This window comes from Pseudomonas syringae KCTC 12500, from assembly GCF_000507185.2.
In the GTDB taxonomy this organism is placed as follows: domain Bacteria; phylum Pseudomonadota; class Gammaproteobacteria; order Pseudomonadales; family Pseudomonadaceae; genus Aquipseudomonas; species Aquipseudomonas syringae.
Window position 1 is genome coordinate 5,846,945 of the sequence record NZ_AYTM02000002.1, and the last position, 17,510, is coordinate 5,864,454.

A 17,510-nucleotide genomic window follows, 5' to 3' on the forward strand; every position below is an offset into this window, starting at 1 on the left:
TGCATGACTCAAACAACCGGCTCAAACCCACTCTCGCTGGGGACCGATTACGAAACCCTGGCCAACCGATTTCGCCCGATCTTCCGTGAGATCGGCGCTGGCAGCGTCGAACGCGAAAAAGCCCGCGCCCTGCCCCATGAAGCGATTGCCTGGCTGCAGAAAGCCGGTTTCGGCGCTGTGCGTGTGCCCGTCGAATATGGCGGTGCGGGTGCATCGATCAGCCAGCTGTTTCAACTGCTGATCGAGCTGGCCGAAGCCGACTCGAATATTCCGCAAGCCCTGCGCGCGCACTTCGCTTTCGTCGAAGACCGCCTGAATGCACCACCCGGTGCGGACCGTGACCAGTGGTTTGCGCGCTTTGTCGCCGGGGATCTGGTGGGTAACGGCTGGACCGAAGTCGGCGCGGTGAAAATCGGCGACGTGATTACCAAGGTCAGCCCGCAAGGCGATGGTTTCGTGCTCAGCGGCACTAAGTTCTACAGCACCGGCAGCATCTTTGCCGACTGGATCGACGTCTATGCCCAGCGCTCCGATACCGGTGCCGACGTGATCGCGGTCGTCGACGCCAGGCATGCCGGTGTGCGCCACAGTGACGACTGGGACGGGTTCGGCCAGCGCACCACCGGCAGCGGCACCTCGGTCTACGACAATGTACCGCTGCCGGCCACACACGTCATACCGTTCGAGCAACGCTTCAAATACCAGACGGCGTTTTATCAATTGGTGCTGCTGGCGGTGCTGGCCGGTATTGGTCGAGCTGTCGAACGCGACATCGCTCAGGAAGTGCGCGATCGCAAACGCGTCTTCAGCCATGGCAACGCCGGGAGCGTCAGCCAGGACTCGCAAGTGCAGCAAGTGGTCGGTCAGATCGCCGCTCAGGTTTACGCCGCAGAGGCCGCAACGTTGCGCTCCGCCGAGCCATTGCAGCGTGCGTACGTGGCACGCTTTGGCAATGACTCACAGCGGGAAAAAGACGCCAATATCGCCGCCGAAATCGAGACCGCCAAGGCCCAGGTGATCGTCTCGGAACTGGTGCTGCGCGCTGCAAGCGAACTGTTCAATGCATTGGGCGCTTCAGGTGTCAGCGTCAACAAGGCGCTGGATCGCCACTGGCGTAATGCGCGCACAGCGGCATCGCACAATCCGCTGATCTACAAGGCGCGCATTGTCGGTGACTGGCGCATCAACGGCACCGAGCCGCCGTTTGTCTGGCAGATCGGCAGCGGTAAAGGCAACGCGTAAAGAGCACTCACGCCGCGTTACGCAGCAGGTGGCGACTGGTAAAACTGAACGCCAGCACCAGAAAGATCAGCGCCCCGGTCGCAACCTGCTGCCAATAGAAGTTCCAGCCGATCAGCAACAGGCCGTTGGCGATCACGTTGATGAAGAGCACACCCAAAAGTGTGCCCGGAATATTCGGACGCCCTTGACGACTGAGCGTCGTACCGATGAACACCGCGCCGATGGCATTGATCAGGTAAGCGTTGCCTGACATCGGCACGTAGGCGTTGACCGTCGAGCTGAGCAGGATACCCGCCACCGCACAGGCCAGCGCGCTGGCGAAAAACACCTGCACGGCAATGCGTCGCGTGGGCAGGCCCGAGTAATACGCCAGTTGCGGCTGCGTGCCCAGCGCAAGGATTTCCCGTCCCAGACGGCCACGCGCCAGAATCAGCCCGTAAAGCCCTGCCAGCAACCCTACCACCAACAACGGCAACGGCACGCCGAGGATCAACACAGCGCTGATGCCCGGTAACGCGCCCTGAGCGATATAGATCGGCTGGCCACCGTCGGACAACAACTGTTGCACGCTGGTGCCGATAAACAGCGTACCCAGCGTCGCCAGGAACGGCGAAATGCGCAGCCCGGCGATCAGCATCGCGTTGAACGCCCCGGCGATGCCCCCCGCCAGCAGGGCCACCGCAATGGCCGCGCCCAGGCCATGACCGCCATTCAGGGTGACGACGAAACCGAGGCTGGCAAAGTCCAGCGCCGTTCCCACCGACAGATCGATACCGCCAGCCGCAACGGCCCAGGTCATGCCGATTGCGACGATGGCCAGCAACACGAAGTTGTTCAGCACCAGGCTCGACAGGTTGCCCCAACTCAGAAAGCCCGGCGCATTGATCGCGAAAAACAGCAGGATGACCGACACCAACAGCGGCAGGACCGCTGGCAAAAGGCGCGGCAGCACCTTGACCAGCGTCGAGGAGGTACTCAGGGTCAGCGTACTCATTGTTCACCCTCCCGGCGGCCGAATGCCCCGGAAAATGCCACCACCAACAGAATCAACACACCTTGCACGCCGTTGACCCAGAAGCTGGAAATGTTCAGCAATTGAAAACCGTTGATCAAAAAGCCCAGGAGCAGCGTCGCCAACAGGGTGCCGGGAATGTTCGCGGTCAGACGCCGCGAGAACACCACGCCGAGAAAAGCGATGGCCACCACTGACAGCAACATGTCACCGGAACCGGTCGTGCTGCCGCTGAAAAACGCTGCGGAACAGAACGCAGCAATGGCGGCGCATCCGCCGGCAATCAGGTAACTGGCAAACACATAGCGCCGCAGATTCAACCCGGCAGCCTCGGCGGCTTGCGGGTATTCGCCAATGGCGTACAGACGCAGACCAAACGCGCTGTGCTGAATCACCAGCCACAACACCGCAGCGACACCCAGCAGTACCCAGGCCAGCGCGGGAATGCCCAGCCAGACGCCGGACGCCAGGCTGTCGAGCAAGGCCGAGTCGGTCGCCAGCACAGTGTTCTGGGTCAGCACCAGCTCCAGGCCGGCAATCAGGTTCATGCTCGCCAGGGTCGCCAGTAACGGCGGCAAGCGTAGAAACACCACCGCCAGGCCGTTGAACGCGCCGACCAGCAGGCCGCAGCCGAGCGTCAGGCCAATCGCTTGCCAAGCATAGAACCCGGCATTGTTCAGGCTGCTGTAGACGGCCGCACACAGACCGAGATTGGCCGCCAGCGACAGGTCCAGGCCGCCGCTGACCACATTGGAACCACCACCGATAACCACGCAGGTCAGCCCCAGCGCGAGTATGCCGAGGGTTGCTGACTGGGCGAACACATTGCTGATGTTGCCGAGGCTGATAAAGTTCGGCGCACTGACGGCAAAGCCGAGCAAAATCGCCAGAAACACCAGCAACGAACCTCGCTGAGCCAGCTGCACGAGCCAGCGTTGCGCTGGATCGCCAGCCTGCGCAACGGATAGATCAAGCGCGGACATAATGGGCCTCCGCAGGGAGTGATTGGCTGTCATGGTCGCTTTCACTGGCGCCCGTGGCGCAGGCCAGCAGTTGGTCGCTGTCGGTGCTCAATGAATCGAATTCGCCTGCAATGCGTCCTCTGTGCAGGACCACAATGCGCTGAGTGATGCCGATCAGCTCCGGCAAGTCCGACGACAGCACCAGCACCGCCGCGCCGCCCTCGGCAAGCCGGGCAATCAATCGGTAGATCTCCACCTTGGCGCCGATGTCGACGCCAACGCTGGGCTCGTCCAGCAGGTATAACGTCGAATGGCGGCTCAGCCACTTGCCCAGCGCAACCTTCTGCTGGTTGCCACCGCTGAGCGCGTGCACCGGCGCATCATGGCCTGAGGTCTTGATTGCCAGTTCGTCGATCAGGTGTTGGCTTTCCCCGGCTTGCGCCGCAGCGTCGAGCAATCCCCAGCGGCTGAAGCGCCCCAGGCTGGCCAGCGTGATGTTCTCCAGCACCGAAAGCGCCGGTGCCACGCCATGCGTGCGGCGCTCCTCGGGGACCAGTGCGATGCCATGGCGTACCGCGTCACGCGGTGATTTCAATTGCAAAGGCTGACCGTTCAAGAGCAATTCGCCGCGATCCGGCTTGAGCAGCCCGAACAGGCTCTTGAGCAGCTCCTTGGCACCCGAGCCGACCAGACCGGTCAGGCCCAGCACTTCGCCACGCCGCACGCTCAGGTCAACGCCGTCGTAAAAGCGCCCTGCCCCCAGCCCGCGCAGTTGCAGCACGGGCGTGCCGGGTGATGTACGGGCACGAAAATATTGCTCGCCTACCTCCCGATTGACCATCAGCCGGGCGATCTGCGCAGTGCTGGTGAGTGCCGGATCGACCACCGCCACATCGCGGCCGTTACGCAACACGGTTACCTGATCACACAGCGATTCGATCTCTTGCAAGTAGTGGGAAATGTAGACAATGGTCAGCCCTTCATCGCGCAGGCGGCGAACGATGTCCAGCAAGCGGTCCACCTCCTGCTTGACCAGTGACACACTCGGCTCGTCGAACACCAGCACCTTCGGCCTGGCCAGCAACGCGCGAGTGATCTGCAGTATCTGTCGTTGGGCGCTGTCCAGATCGCGTACCAGCGCCCCGGCGGGCAGGCGTATGGCAAAGTAATCGTCCAGAAGTCTTGCCGCCTCACGCTCTTGGGCGCGGCGATCGACGAAGGGCCCACGCTTGATTTCCTGCCCGAAAAACAGTGCCTCGCCGACGCTGAAGCTGCCCGGCAGCAATCGCTCCTGATGAATGAAATGCACGCCTGCGGCTTCGACCTGACGCGGCGTGAAACTCTCGAACGGCTGGCCATGAATACTCAAGCGGCCGGCATCGGCGCGATGAATACCGGCGAGGACCTTGATCAGGGTCGACTTGCCCGCCCCGTTTTCACCCACCAGCCCGTGAATCGTTCCGGCCTCGACTCGCAGGTTGACGCCGTCCAGCGCCTGGGTGGCGCCAAAGCGCTTGCTGATACCCTTCAAGTGCAAGGCTGGTGGCAACGCCGCAACGTCTGTAATCGCTGATCCCATGATCGATCTCCCGCGTCAGTTGTCGCCTCTGAGCTTTTGCACGTCCGGCAGATTGGCGGCCGTGGTCAGCAAGGTGGGCACCTGGGTCTCCTTTGGCAGATCGTGCTGTCCGGCCAGGTAACGGGCGACGTTCTGCACCGCGGTTTTGCCGATCAATGCAGGCTGCTGGGCAACCACAGCACCCACCGGCGAATCTTCGCGGCGCATCAGCTCGAGCACTTCCGGCGTGCCGTCGACGCCGTAGGTCTTGATTTCGGTTCTGCCGGCATCGATCAGTGCCTTGCTGGCGCCCAGTTGCGGGATGTCCCAGGCGGCCCAGATCGCCGAAACACTGCCTTTGGGGTACTTGTTGAGCAACGCCGAGACTTGCGAGTAGGCGTCCTGAACCGTGTTGGGAATGACATCGCGCAACTCGGGCTCGATGATTTTCAGCTGCGGATGATCCTTGAGTGCCAACTTGAGCTGGTCATAACGAATGGCGCAGACCGGCACGCCATAAAAGCCATTGAACACCAGCACATTACCCTGGCCACCTGCGTCCTTGATCAGTTGCCCGGCCAATGCCTTGCCAGTGGCCACGTTGTCGGACGTGGTGTTGTTGAGGCTGTATTGCGAGGGCGCGTCGATGGTGAACAGCGGAATCCCCGCCTTGCTGATGCGCTTGAGCCACGGGTCGATAACGCTGAGGGTGCCGAGGGTCTGAATCACCGCATCGGGCTTTTGCGTGACCACGGTCTGCAATTGATTGACCAGGTTCTTGTCGTTGCGACCGGCATCGAGCGTGATGGGCGTGCCGCCCAGGCGCTTGACCTCATCCACCTGCGCCTGAAAAGCCTTGATATCGAAGTAGTGACTGGTGCCGGTCATGCTGATCGCAATGCGTTTACCGGCCAGCGAAGGCACATCGCTGTCCTCGGCATACGCGGTTGCGACGAGGCTGGTGGCCAACAGGGTCAGCACCAGAGTGCGCCCTATTGCATGCAGGCGGTTGGTCTTGGGGATCGGGACGACATCAGGCATTCGGGTGGCTCCGCTGGCTCAGGAAAACAATCCTGATCAGCAGTGCACAGGTCATGCCCAAAACCGTGCGCTGCGCCTGGCTATGGCGCGAGGCCCGGCGGCAGGCGCTTTCACGCCGTTGCGCTGGATGGTGTGGGTGCGCAGTAGCCAGGTTTTACCGGCGCAAACGCCGGACACTTTGTCGATTCGCTGTTGCACGGACAACAACGAATCGATGCGGTAACGGGCCTGCTATCGGCCCGTGTTATCTGAGCTTGAACTGCCCCAGGGTGGTCGTCAGGTCACTCGCCAGCTCGGCCAGTGACTGGCTGGCACTGCCGGTCTGGCTGGTGCGCACCGCCGATTGTGCCGACAAATCACGGATGCGCACCAGGTTGCGGTCCACTTCCCGCGCAACCAGCGCTTGTTCTTCGGAGGCGCTGGCGATCACCGTATTGCGCTCATCGATAACCATGACCGAACTGGCGATGCTGGCCAGCACAGCATTGGCCGACTCAGCCTGTTGTTTGGTGCGTTGCGCCTGTTCGGTACTGACTTCAAGCGCGACCAGAGTACTTTTGGTGCCCTGCTGGATGTGCCCGATCATGGTTTCGATCTCGCGAGTCGATTCGCTGGTGCGGTGGGCCAGAGCGCGCACCTCGTCGGCAACCACAGCAAAACCCCGTCCGGCATCGCCCGCGCGTGCCGCTTCGATGGCCGCGTTGAGCGCCAGCAGGTTGGTTTGCTCGGACACTGCGCGGATAACATCCAGAACCTTGGTGATATCCAGCGTGCGGGTTGCCAGCGCCTGCGCCTCGGTCGAGGCCGTGCCAACATTTCGGGTCAATTCAAGGATCGATTTGACGGTTTGATTGAGCTCTTCCTGACCTTCGCGGGCCGACACCGAAGAGGCTTTGGATTCCACCGAAGTGGTCACCGCATTACGCGCCACTTCATCGACCGCCTGACTCATCTCGGTGACGGCGGTGGCGGCCATTTCGATTTCGCTGTTCTGCACCACCAGATCGGCGTTGCTGTTGACCATCAGGGCGCTCATTTCTTCCGTGGCCGACGCCAACTGGTGAGCGGCATCGCCCACCTGGGTCAGGGTCTGGCTCAAATTGCCGCGCATGCGCTCCATCGATTGCAGCAACAGGGCCGCCTCATCAGTGCCCTCACGGTTGATTGCGCTGGGACGCAGGTCGCCCGCGGCAATGGTTTCCGAGCTGTGCAGCGCCTGACTGATCGGCACTGCGAGACTTTTGGTCAGACGCCAGGCAAGCAATACGGTCAACAACACCGTCAGAAACATGACCCCATAAGTGACGATCAGGGCGTTCTCATACACCGACGTCGCTGCAGCGCTGGATTCGGCTTCGGAGTCATCATTGATCTTTTCCAGCTTGCCCAGGGCGGCTTCGATACTTTCCGCCATGGCCTTCATCTCGCCCCATACGAGCGCCCTTCCGGCATCCGCCTGATTCTCGTTGATCAGCGTATAGACCTTTTCGGCACGGTCGATGTAGCCCTGATAAGTGCTCTTCAGCCCCTCGACGAGCGCGCGCTCGTCATCCTCGGTGATGAGCGGGTCGTAGGCCTCTACGGCCTTTTGGAACCCGGCCTTCTTTTCAAGGAGCTCGGTGTGAGCCAGAGTCACCTGTGCAGGGTCATGCGAGGCAAGCATTTTAGCCACGGTAGTGCGGGTTTTCTCGACCGCCAGGGCAATATCGTCACCCAGCGCAATCCCGGGAAGGGCATCGTTTTCGATTTCAAGCGATTGCTCACGAATACCGTGCAATTGCTGAATGCTGAAAATACCAAGCCCGAACACCAGCACCACCATCAACGCAAAGCAGGCGGAGGTCCGCGCGGCTATTTTCAGCTGTCTCAGCATCTTCAATCCCCTTCCCGTGACCGGTGAATAAATTAACTCCGTCATGTCTATCGGCAGAACAGGAAAAAGGATGAAGATGCTCTGAACAGAGAGGTGCCACTGCTATCGTGGGCCCATCTGGATCGAAGCTTATGGTAGGTTTCGCGACGCTCGATAATTGCGAGATGGACGGGTCTTTTCGCCCTTCAGACTGACTTCCTGGAGCTGCCATGAAACATTCCTACGCCGCTGCACTGTTTGCTCTTTCACTGCCAGGCCTCGCTTGCGCAGGCGACGCGCTACCCACCTACTCCGCCATCACCCAGGCGTTGAACACTGGAGAGTCGGTCGCCGTGGTGATCGACCTGGGACAATGCAAATCCTCGATCGCCGGTGCCGAGCCGTCCAAAACCAAAGGCGGCAAACGCATCGATGCCTACCGCATTACCCCCGACGGCACCCTGGCGTTTTCGGACACTCACTTCAGCCTCGATCGCAATAACAAGCCCATCGAGCAATTCATTCGCTATCAGATACGCTCGAACGGCACCGCCACATTCAGCATGACCACGCTGAATGTTCCTGGTTATCAACAGGTGGGCAGTCCAGTGAGTTATGAGTGTGGGGTCGGCAAGGGCTTGAGCTTTTTTGTCAGCCAGTAAGGTTCACGCCTTAACCGAATAAACCAGATAGATATTCGGCGTGAGCGACAGACCCTCCTCACGCCTTTGACAGTAACGCTCGAGCTGCTTGTCGGGAGACAACATTTCGAGCAGTTCAAACCCCTGTGAACTGGCGACTTCGACAAAATGATCGGGATGCAATGAACATGCTTCAACGGCCCCGGATGAAGCCTTTTCACGATGCTGTGTTTGTGCTGCCGAGTACCCGGAGCATCCAGCTCCCACACGCTCAGGCCTGACAAGGCCCCCCCTCTTCCGGGTGCAAACGAATCAAGACCTGCTTCTATACATCAATAGGAAAAATAGTTTAAATTTCGTTGCGCCGGGCCCGACAGGTGTCGACGACAAGGGTTGCGCCTCGATAGACAAAGCCAACACTCGCTTTCACATCTGCCTGCTTCTGTGAAGGCTCTTTATATCTCGTTAACCTGAAAAATACTGACACGCATGCGGTCATCCCCGGCGTGTATATTTACTCTGCCGACGTACAGGTTTCTCTGCAGGTCATCATGCGCACCGGAAGCAACGCTGAACTGCTTGCTGCACGTGAACCGACAGCGCGATTCGTCCAATGGTGCGCGGTCCGTTTCATCGAAGGCCACGAGCCCCTCTCCAACGACATCTATCTTTATTCCATCGTCAGTCAGCAAGGTGTAGTACAGGCTGAATCGTGCAAGGCTGTCATCCTGGGGCACGAGAAAAAGGCTGCCTCCCGGAAGAACCTGCCCCTGCAATCCATCGCCGTTAAACTCTCCTCCCAGTATCTCACCGCTGCTGCGCTGCCCCCGCTGCGGGTTGCAAAGCGCTTGCGGCTTATCGATACGCAGGCGAGCAGTCAGTACTTCATGCAGTTTCATCGTCTCCATCCCCCTACCCCCTCATCTTGCATGCGGCGATTGACGCTTCGCCCATAACTGTACCAAGGAGTATTTTTTAGCCCGTGCACCGCACGCTGTCAATTTAAATGTACCCATTGGTACGCTTATCAGGGTGCAGGACAGGTTCCGCCCAAGCGGTATCGTTTCGCCACTTCCGATAAAACCCCTGGTCCGTGCCATGCGCAAAAAGAGGTGTAAGCCCATTGCATAAGGCCATGTAATGAACTGATTAAAGTGGTTTTTACTCAACTAACACCCTTGACCAACCAAGCCTGCCCGGCCAACTCATAGAACACTATGTACTAAATGAATTTTAATCCACGCCTATCGAAAACCTGCTTACATGAGCGATATCAATTTTCCTGACCGTGCCTTACAAGGGGATACGAAATGACCTATACCGTCAAACAGTATGGATGGATTCGCGATCTGCCTGATCATCGCGATCATCTGTATGCCGCCCCGCCCACCGCACTGGCGGCGCTTCCACACAGGGTTGACCTGCGCCCCCATTGCCCGCCTGTATACGATCAGGGCCAACTGGGCAGTTGCACCGCAAACGGCATTGCCGGAGCGATTCAGTTTGATCGCATGAAGCAAAAGCTGACGCCGGCATTCGAACCCTCGCGGTTGTTTATCTATTACAACGAACGGGTTATTGAACATACCGTCGATTCGGACAGCGGCGCGATGATCCGGCACGGCATTAAAAGTGTAGTGAAGCAAGGTGATTGTCCCGAGAAAGAGTGGCCTTATGATATTGAGAAGTTTGCTGTCAAACCTCCGGCAGCCTGCTACAAGGATGCAAGAAAGTACAAGGCGGTGTCTTATCAGAAAGTTGCGCAAAACCTCAATCAGATGAAAGGCTGCCTGGCGGCAGGTTATCCGTTTGTCATTGGTTTTTCCGTCTACGAGAGCTTTGAAAGCAAGAAAGTTGCCAAGACCGGGCATGCCCCAATGCCGGGTCCTCACGAAAAAATGCTGGGAGGGCACTGCGTATTGGCAGTGGGCTACAACGATGCCCATCAGCATTTCATCTTGCGCAACTCATGGGGCGCGGGCTGGGGCATGGAAGGCTACTTCACCCTGCCCTACAGTTATCTGCTGGATGAAAATCTGTCCTCCGACTTCTGGACGATCAGGGTCGTGGCTGCCTGACCTTGTCAGGTACTTGAGCATTGCACGGCCGCATGGGCACCCTGCTGGTACTCTCGCGGCGTGCAGCCGAACTCGCGACGGAACACGGTGTGCAGGTATTGCGCAGACCGGAAACCACAATCACGGGCGATCTCGGCAATGGCCAGCCCGGTGTTTTCCAGTCCGTTTGCAGCGGCGGCCAGTTTGAAACGCAGGATCTCGTCGTGCACGCTGCAGCCCCTTACGCGGCGAAAGTGCGACTCCAGTGACGAGCGCGAGACGCCCACATAGGCGGCTACCTGTGCAGTCTTGATGCCCTGGCACGCGTACTGCCGGATAAACAGCAGCGCCTGCATCACATAGGGGTCACCCAAGGGCTGATGCAAACTCGAAGCCTGCACGTTGACAGTGTCCGGCGGTATCAGAATGTGTGTACCCGAGGACGGCATGCCGTGCAGCATCTGGTGCAGCAGACGTGCAGCGGTGCGACCCATCGTATCGGTTCCTTGAACGACCGAACTCAGTGGCACGCGAGTGAGGGTCCGGGTCAACGGATCATTGTCGATGCCGATCAGTGCCACCTGTTCGGGGACAGCAATTCCGGCGGTCAGGCAGGCCTGCAATAGCTGACGGGCGCGGGCGTCGGTCACGGCGATGATGCCGATCGGCTTGGGCAAGCTTTGCAGCCAGGCGATCTGCTGCTCCACAGCGCTGTCCCAGAGCGGCGCGCTGGTGCCCAGGCCACGATAGACCTCGGCGCGCAGGCCGTCGCGTTGCAGCAAGCGGCGAAAGGCCTGCTCGCGCTCCTGTGCCCAGCGATTGGCTTGTGCTTCAGGCAGGCTGAAGCAGGCAAAGCGCGTCAACCCGGCCTCGATCAGGTGCTCGTAGGCTGCCTTGATCAAGGCATGATTGTCAGTCGCCACATATGGAATGCCCTTCGGGTAGGCGCGCTCGTCCTGATAGGACCCGCCCACCGCTACCACCGGCAGTTTGATCCCGGCCAGGGCCTCGCCGATCAGCGGGTCATCGAAATCGGCAATGATCCCGTCGCCCTGCCAGCGCTCGATGCCTTTCAGGCGACAGAGGAAATCCTCCTCGAGGAACAAGTCCCAAGACACCCGGGTGCTGCTGAGGTAGTTGCCGATGCCACTGATGATGCCGCGGTCATAAATCTTGCTGCCGTTGAACAACAGCGCGATGCGGTGAACGGGAGGTACGGTTTTCATTGTTTTTATGCCGATTCGATAAGCACGACGCCGTGGGCCACAGACTAGGCCGCTGACCGACGAATCTCAACACTCAAAATCGCACTGTACGTTGACGATTTTCATAATCAGCGCATGCAGGGCCGTTGCTAGTATCCAGACACCGCCAAGAACAATAAGGAAAACGCTCATGCCGTACTTCCCCGACGTCGACAGGGTTCGCTACGAAGGCCCTGACAGCGACTCGCCCCTCGCCTTTCGCCACTATGACGCCGACAGGCTGGTCCTCGGCAAACCCATGCGCGAGCACTTGCGCATGGCGGCCTGCTACTGGCACACCTTCGTATGGCCGGGCGCCGACATGTTCGGTGTCGGCACCTTCAAGCGCCCATGGCAAGGTTCCGGTGACCCGATGGAACTGGCCATCGGCAAGGCCGAAGCGGCGTTCGAGTTCTTCTCCAAGCTCGGCATCGACTACTACAGCTTCCACGACACCGATGTGGCACCGGAAGGCGCCTCACTCAAGGAGTATCGCCACAACTTCGCGCACATGGTCGATCATCTTGAGCGCCATCAGCAACAGAGCGGCATAAAACTGCTGTGGGGCACGGCCAACTGCTTCAGCAATCCACGCTTTGCCGCAGGCGCTGCGAGCAACCCGGACCCGGAAGTGTTCGCCTACGCCGCGACCCAGGTGTTCAGCGCAATGAATGCCACCCAGCGTCTCAAAGGGTCCAACTACGTGTTGTGGGGCGGTCGCGAAGGCTACGAAACCCTGCTCAATACCGACCTCAAGCGTGAACGCGAACAACTCGGTCGCTTCATGCGCATGGTCGTTGAACACAAGCACAAGATAGGTTTCAAGGGCGATCTGCTGATCGAGCCCAAGCCACAGGAGCCGACCAAGCATCAGTACGATTACGACAGCGCCACGGTGTTCGGTTTTCTGCAGCAGTACGGCCTGGAAAACGAGATCAAGGTCAATATCGAGGCCAACCACGCCACGCTGGCCGGGCACAGCTTCCACCACGAAATCGCCACGGCGGTCTCGCTGGGGATTTTCGGCAGCATCGACGCCAACCGTGGCGACCCGCAGAACGGCTGGGACACGGACCAGTTCCCCAACAGCGTCGAAGAGATGACCCTCGCCACCTACGAAATCCTCAAGGCTGGCGGCTTCACCAACGGCGGTTTCAATTTCGACTCCAAGGTGCGTCGCCAGAGTCTCGACGATATCGACCTGTTTCACGGCCACGTCGCCGCGATGGATGTCCTAGCCCTGGCGCTGGAGCGTGCCGCGGCCATGGTGCAGAACGATAAACTCCAACACTTCAAGGACCAGCGCTACGCAGGCTGGCAGCAGCCATTTGGCCAATCGGTACTGGCGGGCGAATTCAGCCTTGCGTCGCTCGCCGAACACGCCTTCGCCAACGAGCTGAACCCGCAGGCCGTCAGTGGCCGTCAGGAACTGCTTGAAGGTGTGGTCAATCGCTTTATCTACGCCTGACAGGCTTAGCTGGACGTCGCCGTGACATTCAGGCGACAAATCTTCATACGCGACGTCCGGCAACGCTCTACAGTTCTATCGTTATCGCCCAGTCAAGAAGTGTCTCAAACAACAATAAAAGGACGCACCCTATGAACACCCTGAAACGTACGCTGCTCGCCAGCGCGCTGGCCTTGCTGTCCCTGCCGGTGATGGCTGACTCTGCGCACCCGAAAATAGGTTTTTCCATTGATGACCTGCGTCTGGAACGCTGGTCACGCGACCGTGATTACTTCGTTGCGGCGGCGGAAAAGCTCGACGCCAAGGTCTTCGTGCAATCGGCGGATGCCAATGAGCAGAAACAGATCTCGCAGATAGAAAACCTTATCTCGCGCGGCGTCGATGTAATCGTCATCGTGCCGTTCAACGCCACCGTGCTGACCAATGCCGTTGCCGAAGCCAAGAAGGCCGGGATCAAGGTGGTGTCTTATGACCGGCTGATCCTCAATGCCGATATCGATGCGTACATTTCCTTCGATAACGAAAAAGTCGGCGAGATGCAGGCCAACGGCGTGTTGAAAGCAGCGCCCAAGGGCAATTACTTCCTGCTGGGCGGCGCGCCCACCGACAACAACGCCAAGATTCTGCGCGAAGGCCAGATGAAAGCGCTGCAACCGGCTATCGACAGAGGTGATATCAAGCTCGTCGGCCAGCAGTGGGTAAAGGAGTGGAGCCCTACCGAAGCCCTGAGCATTGTTGAAAACGCCCTGACCCGCAATAACAACAAGATTGATGGCATCGTCGCCTCCAACGACGCCACTGCCGGCGGCGCTATTCAGGCCCTCGCGGCACAGAAACTGGCCGGCAAAGTCCCTATCTCGGGCCAGGACGCGGACCTCGCAGCGGTCAAGCGGGTCATCGATGGTACTCAGACCATGACCGTCTACAAGCCGCTGAAACTGATTGCCACGGAAGCCGCCAAACTTTCTGTGCAATTGGTGCGCGGCGGTGACAAGCCGAAGTTTGACTCGCAGTCGGACAATGGCATGAAGAAGGTCGACACCATGCTGCTGACCCCGACCTTGCTGACCAAGGACAACATCGACCTGCTGGAAAAAGACGGGTTCTACACCAAGGCGCAGATTGACGGGCAATGAGCCTCGATCGTTGATACGTCGCTGAAAACCAGAGCACGACCCTGTGGTTAGGCAGGGTCGTCGCTCAGGCCAAGCCATCACACCTTCGTAGAGCGCTGCGCCATGTCTGACTACCTGTTGCAAATGAACGGCATCGTCAAATCCTTTGGCGGTGTGAAAGCGCTTAACGGCATCGATATCACAGTGAAGCCCGGCGAGTGCGTCGGCCTGTGCGGCGAGAACGGCGCGGGCAAGTCCACGTTGATGAAAGTCCTGTCGGCGGTCTATCCCTACGGCACCTGGGAGGGCGAGATCCTGTGGGACGGCCAACCGCTCAAGGCACAATCGATCAGCGAAACGGAAGCGGCAGGGATCGTCATCATCCATCAGGAGCTGACGCTGGTCCCGGACCTGTCGGTGGCCGAAAACATCTTCATGGGTCACGAGCTGACGCTCCCCGGCGGACGCATGAATTATCCGGCCATGATCCATCGCGCCGAGTCGCTGATGCGTGAACTCAAAGTGCCTGACATGAACGTGGCACTGCCGGTTTCCCAATATGGCGGCGGCTACCAGCAACTGGTGGAAATCGCCAAGGCACTGAACAAGAAGGCGCGCCTGTTGATTCTCGACGAGCCCTCCTCGGCTCTGACCCGCTCCGAAATCGAGGTGCTGCTGAACATCATTCGCGAGCTGAAGGCTAAAGGGGTCGCGTGCGTGTACATCTCGCACAAGCTCGATGAAGTGGCCGCCGTGTGCGACACCATCTCAGTCATCCGCGACGGCAAACATATTGCAACCACCGCAATGGCGGACATGGACATTGCGAAGATCATCACCCAGATGGTCGGACGCGAAATGAGCAACCTCTATCCCACCGAGCCGCATGATGTCGGCGAGGTGATCTTCGAAGCGCGGCATATCACCTGCTATGACGTCGATAATCCCGGGCGCAAGCGGGTCGACGACGTATCGTTCGTCCTCAGGCGCGGGGAAATCCTCGGCATCGCCGGGCTGGTGGGCGCGGGCCGTACCGAACTGGTGTCAGCCCTGTTCGGCGCCTATCCCGGTCGGCACACCGGTGAAGTGTGGCTCAATGGCCAGGCTATCGACACGCGCACGCCGCTCAAATCGATACGCGCGGGTCTGTGCATGGTCCCCGAAGACCGCAAGCGCCAGGGCATCATTCCGGACCTGGGCGTCGGCCAGAACATCACCCTCGCGGTCCTCGATAGTTACTCGAACATGACCCGCATCGACGCCGAGGCAGAGCTGGGCAGTATCGACCGGGAAATCTCGCGCATGCACCTCAAGACGGCCAGCCCGTTTTTGCCGATCACCAGCCTGTCCGGTGGCAATCAGCAGAAAGCCGTGCTGGCGAAGATGCTGCTCACCCGCCCGCGCGTTCTGATACTCGACGAGCCCACTCGCGGCGTCGATGTCGGCGCCAAGTACGAAATCTACAAGCTGATGGGCGCGCTGGCAGCCGAGGGTGTGTCGATCATCATGGTGTCTTCGGAGCTGGCCGAAGTGTTGGGCGTGTCGGACCGCGTACTGGTGATTGGCGACGGCCAGTTGCGCGGCGACTTCATCAACCATGACCTGACTCAGGAGCAGGTCCTCGCCGCTGCACTCAGCCACTCCGATGCCCCTCACAATAATGCCCGGAAGACCGCGTAGATGAACCAGGTCAAACAGTTCTTCACCCGCTACAAAATGCTCGCGCTGGTGATTGCCATCGCCTTTATCTGGCTGTTCTTCAGCTGGCAGACCGAGGGCGGCTTCCTGACGCCGCGCAACTTGTCCAACCTGCTGCGACAGATGTCCATTACCGGGATTCTGGCCTGCGGCATGGTGCTGGTGATCATCAGCGGCGAGATTGACCTGTCGGTGGGCTCATTGCTTGGCCTGCTCGGTGGCCTGGCGGCGATTCTGGATGTGGTTTACCACGTGCCGCTGCTGGCAAACCTGAGCGTGGTCGCCCTGTGCGGCCTGCTGATCGGCCTGGCCAACGGCTACATGACCGCCTACCTGCGGATCCCCTCGTTCATCGTCGGGCTGGGTGGCATGCTGGCGTTTCGTGGCGTTCTGCTCGGTATCACCGGCGGCACGACCATCGCTCCGGTGTCGCCGTCGCTGGTCTATATCGGCCAGGGTTATCTGCCGCATGCGGTGGGCACCGGGCTCGGTATTCTGCTGCTGGCGCTGACGCTGTTCCTGACCTGGAAACAACGGCGCAACAGAGCGCTGCACGGGCTAGCGGCACATTCGCTGATTCGTGATGTGTTGCGTGTGGTGTTGATCGGCGCGGTGCTGGGCGGCTTTGTCTATGTGCTCAACAGCTACGACGGAATCCCCGTTCCGGTGTTGCTGTTGCTGGTCCTGCTCGGCGTGTTCAGTTATGTCACCACCCAGACGGTGTTCGGGCGCCGTATCTACGCCGTCGGCAGCAACATGGAAGCCACGCGCCTGTCCGGCATCAACGTACAGGCCGTGAAGCTGTGGATTTTCGGCATCATGGGCGTGATGTGTGCGTTCGCCGGGCTGGTCAACACCGCACGCCTGGCCGCCGGCTCACCCTCGGCCGGCAACATGGGCGAACTCGACGCCATCGCCGCATGCTTCATCGGCGGTACGTCCATGCGTGGCGGTTCAGGCACTGTCTACGGTGCCCTGCTCGGCGCACTGGTCATCACCAGTCTCGACAACGGCATGTCGATGCTCGATGTCGACAGTTACTGGCAGATGATCGTCAAGGGCGGCATTCTGGTGCTGGCAGTGTGGGTAGACGTGAGTACCCGCGCCGGGCGGCGCTGATCGCTGCCCGACACGCAAGCTGACAGCGCGCGATCAAGCCGGTCTGGCCGCTATCGCTTCGACCTCGATCAACGCGCCGGGCAATGGCAGCGCTACCACCTGCAACGCCGTGCGCGCGGGTTTGAGAGGTTGTTCCGGCGTGCCGAAAAATTGCGTGTAACCAGCCTGCAACCCGGCAAAATCCAGCTTGCCGGCGGTTTCCTCGGCACCGACCAGAAATACCCGCAACTGTACGATATCGCCCAGATCGAGGTCCTGTTGCTGAAGGATTCTGCGCAGTTTGTTGAAGACCGAAACGGTCTGTACTTCGGTGTTGCCATAGGCTGCCGGCGTACCCGCCGGAGCATGCGGGTCGGCGAGGTCAGGCAAGGTGCCGCTGACGAATACCAGGCTGGTCGAGGCTGGCACTGTCACGGTTTGCGAGATCGGAAAATCGCCGACGCTGGTGCGTTGAATGCTGTCGCTCATGGTGTCTCTCCTTCAATGGATATTCAGGAATAA

The 17,510-nt window shown here is 59.8% G+C and carries 15 protein-coding genes and 1 pseudogene; 7 read left to right on the plus strand and 9 right to left on the minus strand.

Annotated features, from left to right (window positions below; all coding sequences use genetic code 11):
- Positions 1–3: 3 nt before the first annotated feature.
- Positions 4–1,242 (plus strand): acyl-CoA dehydrogenase family protein, encoded by a 1,239-nt coding sequence (locus V476_RS25615; RefSeq protein ID WP_024960691.1) that lies wholly within the window; start codon positions 4–6, stop codon positions 1,240–1,242.
- 7 nt (positions 1,243–1,249) lie between these two features.
- Here the strand turns inward: V476_RS25615 and V476_RS25620 are convergent, their stop codons facing one another.
- The 6 genes and pseudogenes from V476_RS25620 to V476_RS29530 form a co-directional block, all read right to left on the minus strand.
- Complete coding sequence (locus tag V476_RS25620) at positions 1,250–2,236, minus strand: ABC transporter permease (protein ID WP_024960692.1); 987 nt, start codon at positions 2,234–2,236, stop codon at positions 1,250–1,252.
- A complete protein-coding gene (locus V476_RS25625; RefSeq protein ID WP_024960693.1) occupies positions 2,233–3,237 on the minus strand; it encodes an ABC transporter permease in 1,005 nt (334 codons plus the stop codon). The genes V476_RS25620 and V476_RS25625 overlap by 4 nt, the downstream gene beginning before the upstream one ends.
- On the minus strand, positions 3,224–4,795 hold the full coding sequence (locus V476_RS25630; protein WP_024960694.1) for a sugar ABC transporter ATP-binding protein: 1,572 nt from the start codon (positions 4,793–4,795) through the stop codon (positions 3,224–3,226). The genes V476_RS25625 and V476_RS25630 overlap by 14 nt, the downstream gene beginning before the upstream one ends.
- A gap of 15 nt (positions 4,796–4,810) precedes the next feature.
- On the minus strand, positions 4,811–5,815 hold the full coding sequence (locus V476_RS25635; protein ID WP_024960695.1) for a sugar ABC transporter substrate-binding protein: 1,005 nt from the start codon (positions 5,813–5,815) through the stop codon (positions 4,811–4,813).
- A gap of 244 nt (positions 5,816–6,059) precedes the next feature.
- On the minus strand, positions 6,060–7,238 hold the full coding sequence (locus V476_RS25645; protein ID WP_373365881.1) for a methyl-accepting chemotaxis protein: 1,179 nt from the start codon (positions 7,236–7,238) through the stop codon (positions 6,060–6,062).
- Positions 7,212–7,733, minus strand: a pseudogene (locus V476_RS29530) (MCP four helix bundle domain-containing protein); the annotation flags it as partial. The gene V476_RS25645 and the pseudogene V476_RS29530, both read right to left, overlap by 27 nt.
- Positions 7,734–7,897: 164 nt before the next feature.
- Here V476_RS29530 and V476_RS25650 point away from each other — a divergent pair.
- The gene (locus V476_RS25650) at positions 7,898–8,329 is read left to right on the plus strand and encodes a VirK family protein (RefSeq protein WP_024960697.1); all 432 of its coding nucleotides are present in this window, start codon (positions 7,898–7,900) and stop codon (positions 8,327–8,329) included.
- A 434-nt stretch (positions 8,330–8,763) separates the two neighbouring features.
- Here the strand turns inward: V476_RS25650 and V476_RS25655 are convergent, their stop codons facing one another.
- A complete protein-coding gene (locus V476_RS25655; protein ID WP_024960698.1) occupies positions 8,764–9,216 on the minus strand; it encodes a DUF3237 family protein in 453 nt (150 codons plus the stop codon).
- A 402-nt stretch (positions 9,217–9,618) separates the two neighbouring features.
- Between V476_RS25655 and V476_RS25660 the strand changes: the two genes are divergently transcribed.
- A complete protein-coding gene (locus V476_RS25660; protein WP_003393999.1) occupies positions 9,619–10,386 on the plus strand; it encodes a C1 family peptidase in 768 nt (255 codons plus the stop codon).
- A 5-nt stretch (positions 10,387–10,391) separates the two neighbouring features.
- Here the strand turns inward: V476_RS25660 and V476_RS25665 are convergent, their stop codons facing one another.
- The gene (locus tag V476_RS25665; protein WP_024960699.1) at positions 10,392–11,591 is read right to left on the minus strand and encodes a XylR family transcriptional regulator; all 1,200 of its coding nucleotides are present in this window, start codon (positions 11,589–11,591) and stop codon (positions 10,392–10,394) included.
- A gap of 169 nt (positions 11,592–11,760) precedes the next feature.
- On the opposite strand from V476_RS25665, the gene xylA reads away from it, so the two are divergent.
- From xylA to V476_RS25685, 4 genes are all read left to right on the plus strand, one after another.
- Positions 11,761–13,077, plus strand: a complete 1,317-nt coding sequence (gene xylA / locus V476_RS25670; protein WP_024663180.1) for a xylose isomerase — start codon at positions 11,761–11,763, stop codon at positions 13,075–13,077.
- A 131-nt stretch (positions 13,078–13,208) separates the two neighbouring features.
- A complete protein-coding gene (gene xylF / locus V476_RS25675; RefSeq protein ID WP_024665832.1) occupies positions 13,209–14,213 on the plus strand; it encodes a D-xylose ABC transporter substrate-binding protein in 1,005 nt (334 codons plus the stop codon).
- A 102-nt stretch (positions 14,214–14,315) separates the two neighbouring features.
- Positions 14,316–15,872 carry a D-xylose ABC transporter ATP-binding protein gene (xylG, locus tag V476_RS25680; RefSeq protein WP_024960700.1) on the plus strand — a complete coding sequence of 519 codons (1,557 nt, stop codon included), beginning with the start codon at positions 14,316–14,318 and terminating at the stop codon, positions 15,870–15,872.
- Positions 15,873–17,009 carry a sugar ABC transporter permease gene (locus tag V476_RS25685; protein ID WP_024960701.1) on the plus strand — a complete coding sequence of 379 codons (1,137 nt, stop codon included), beginning with the start codon at positions 15,873–15,875 and terminating at the stop codon, positions 17,007–17,009. It begins immediately after the preceding gene.
- Positions 17,010–17,042: 33 nt separating this feature from the next.
- Here V476_RS25685 and V476_RS25690 read toward each other — a convergent pair whose 3' ends face one another.
- On the minus strand, positions 17,043–17,477 hold the full coding sequence (locus tag V476_RS25690) for a RidA family protein (protein ID WP_003318564.1): 435 nt from the start codon (positions 17,475–17,477) through the stop codon (positions 17,043–17,045).
- Positions 17,478–17,510 lie beyond the last annotated feature (33 nt).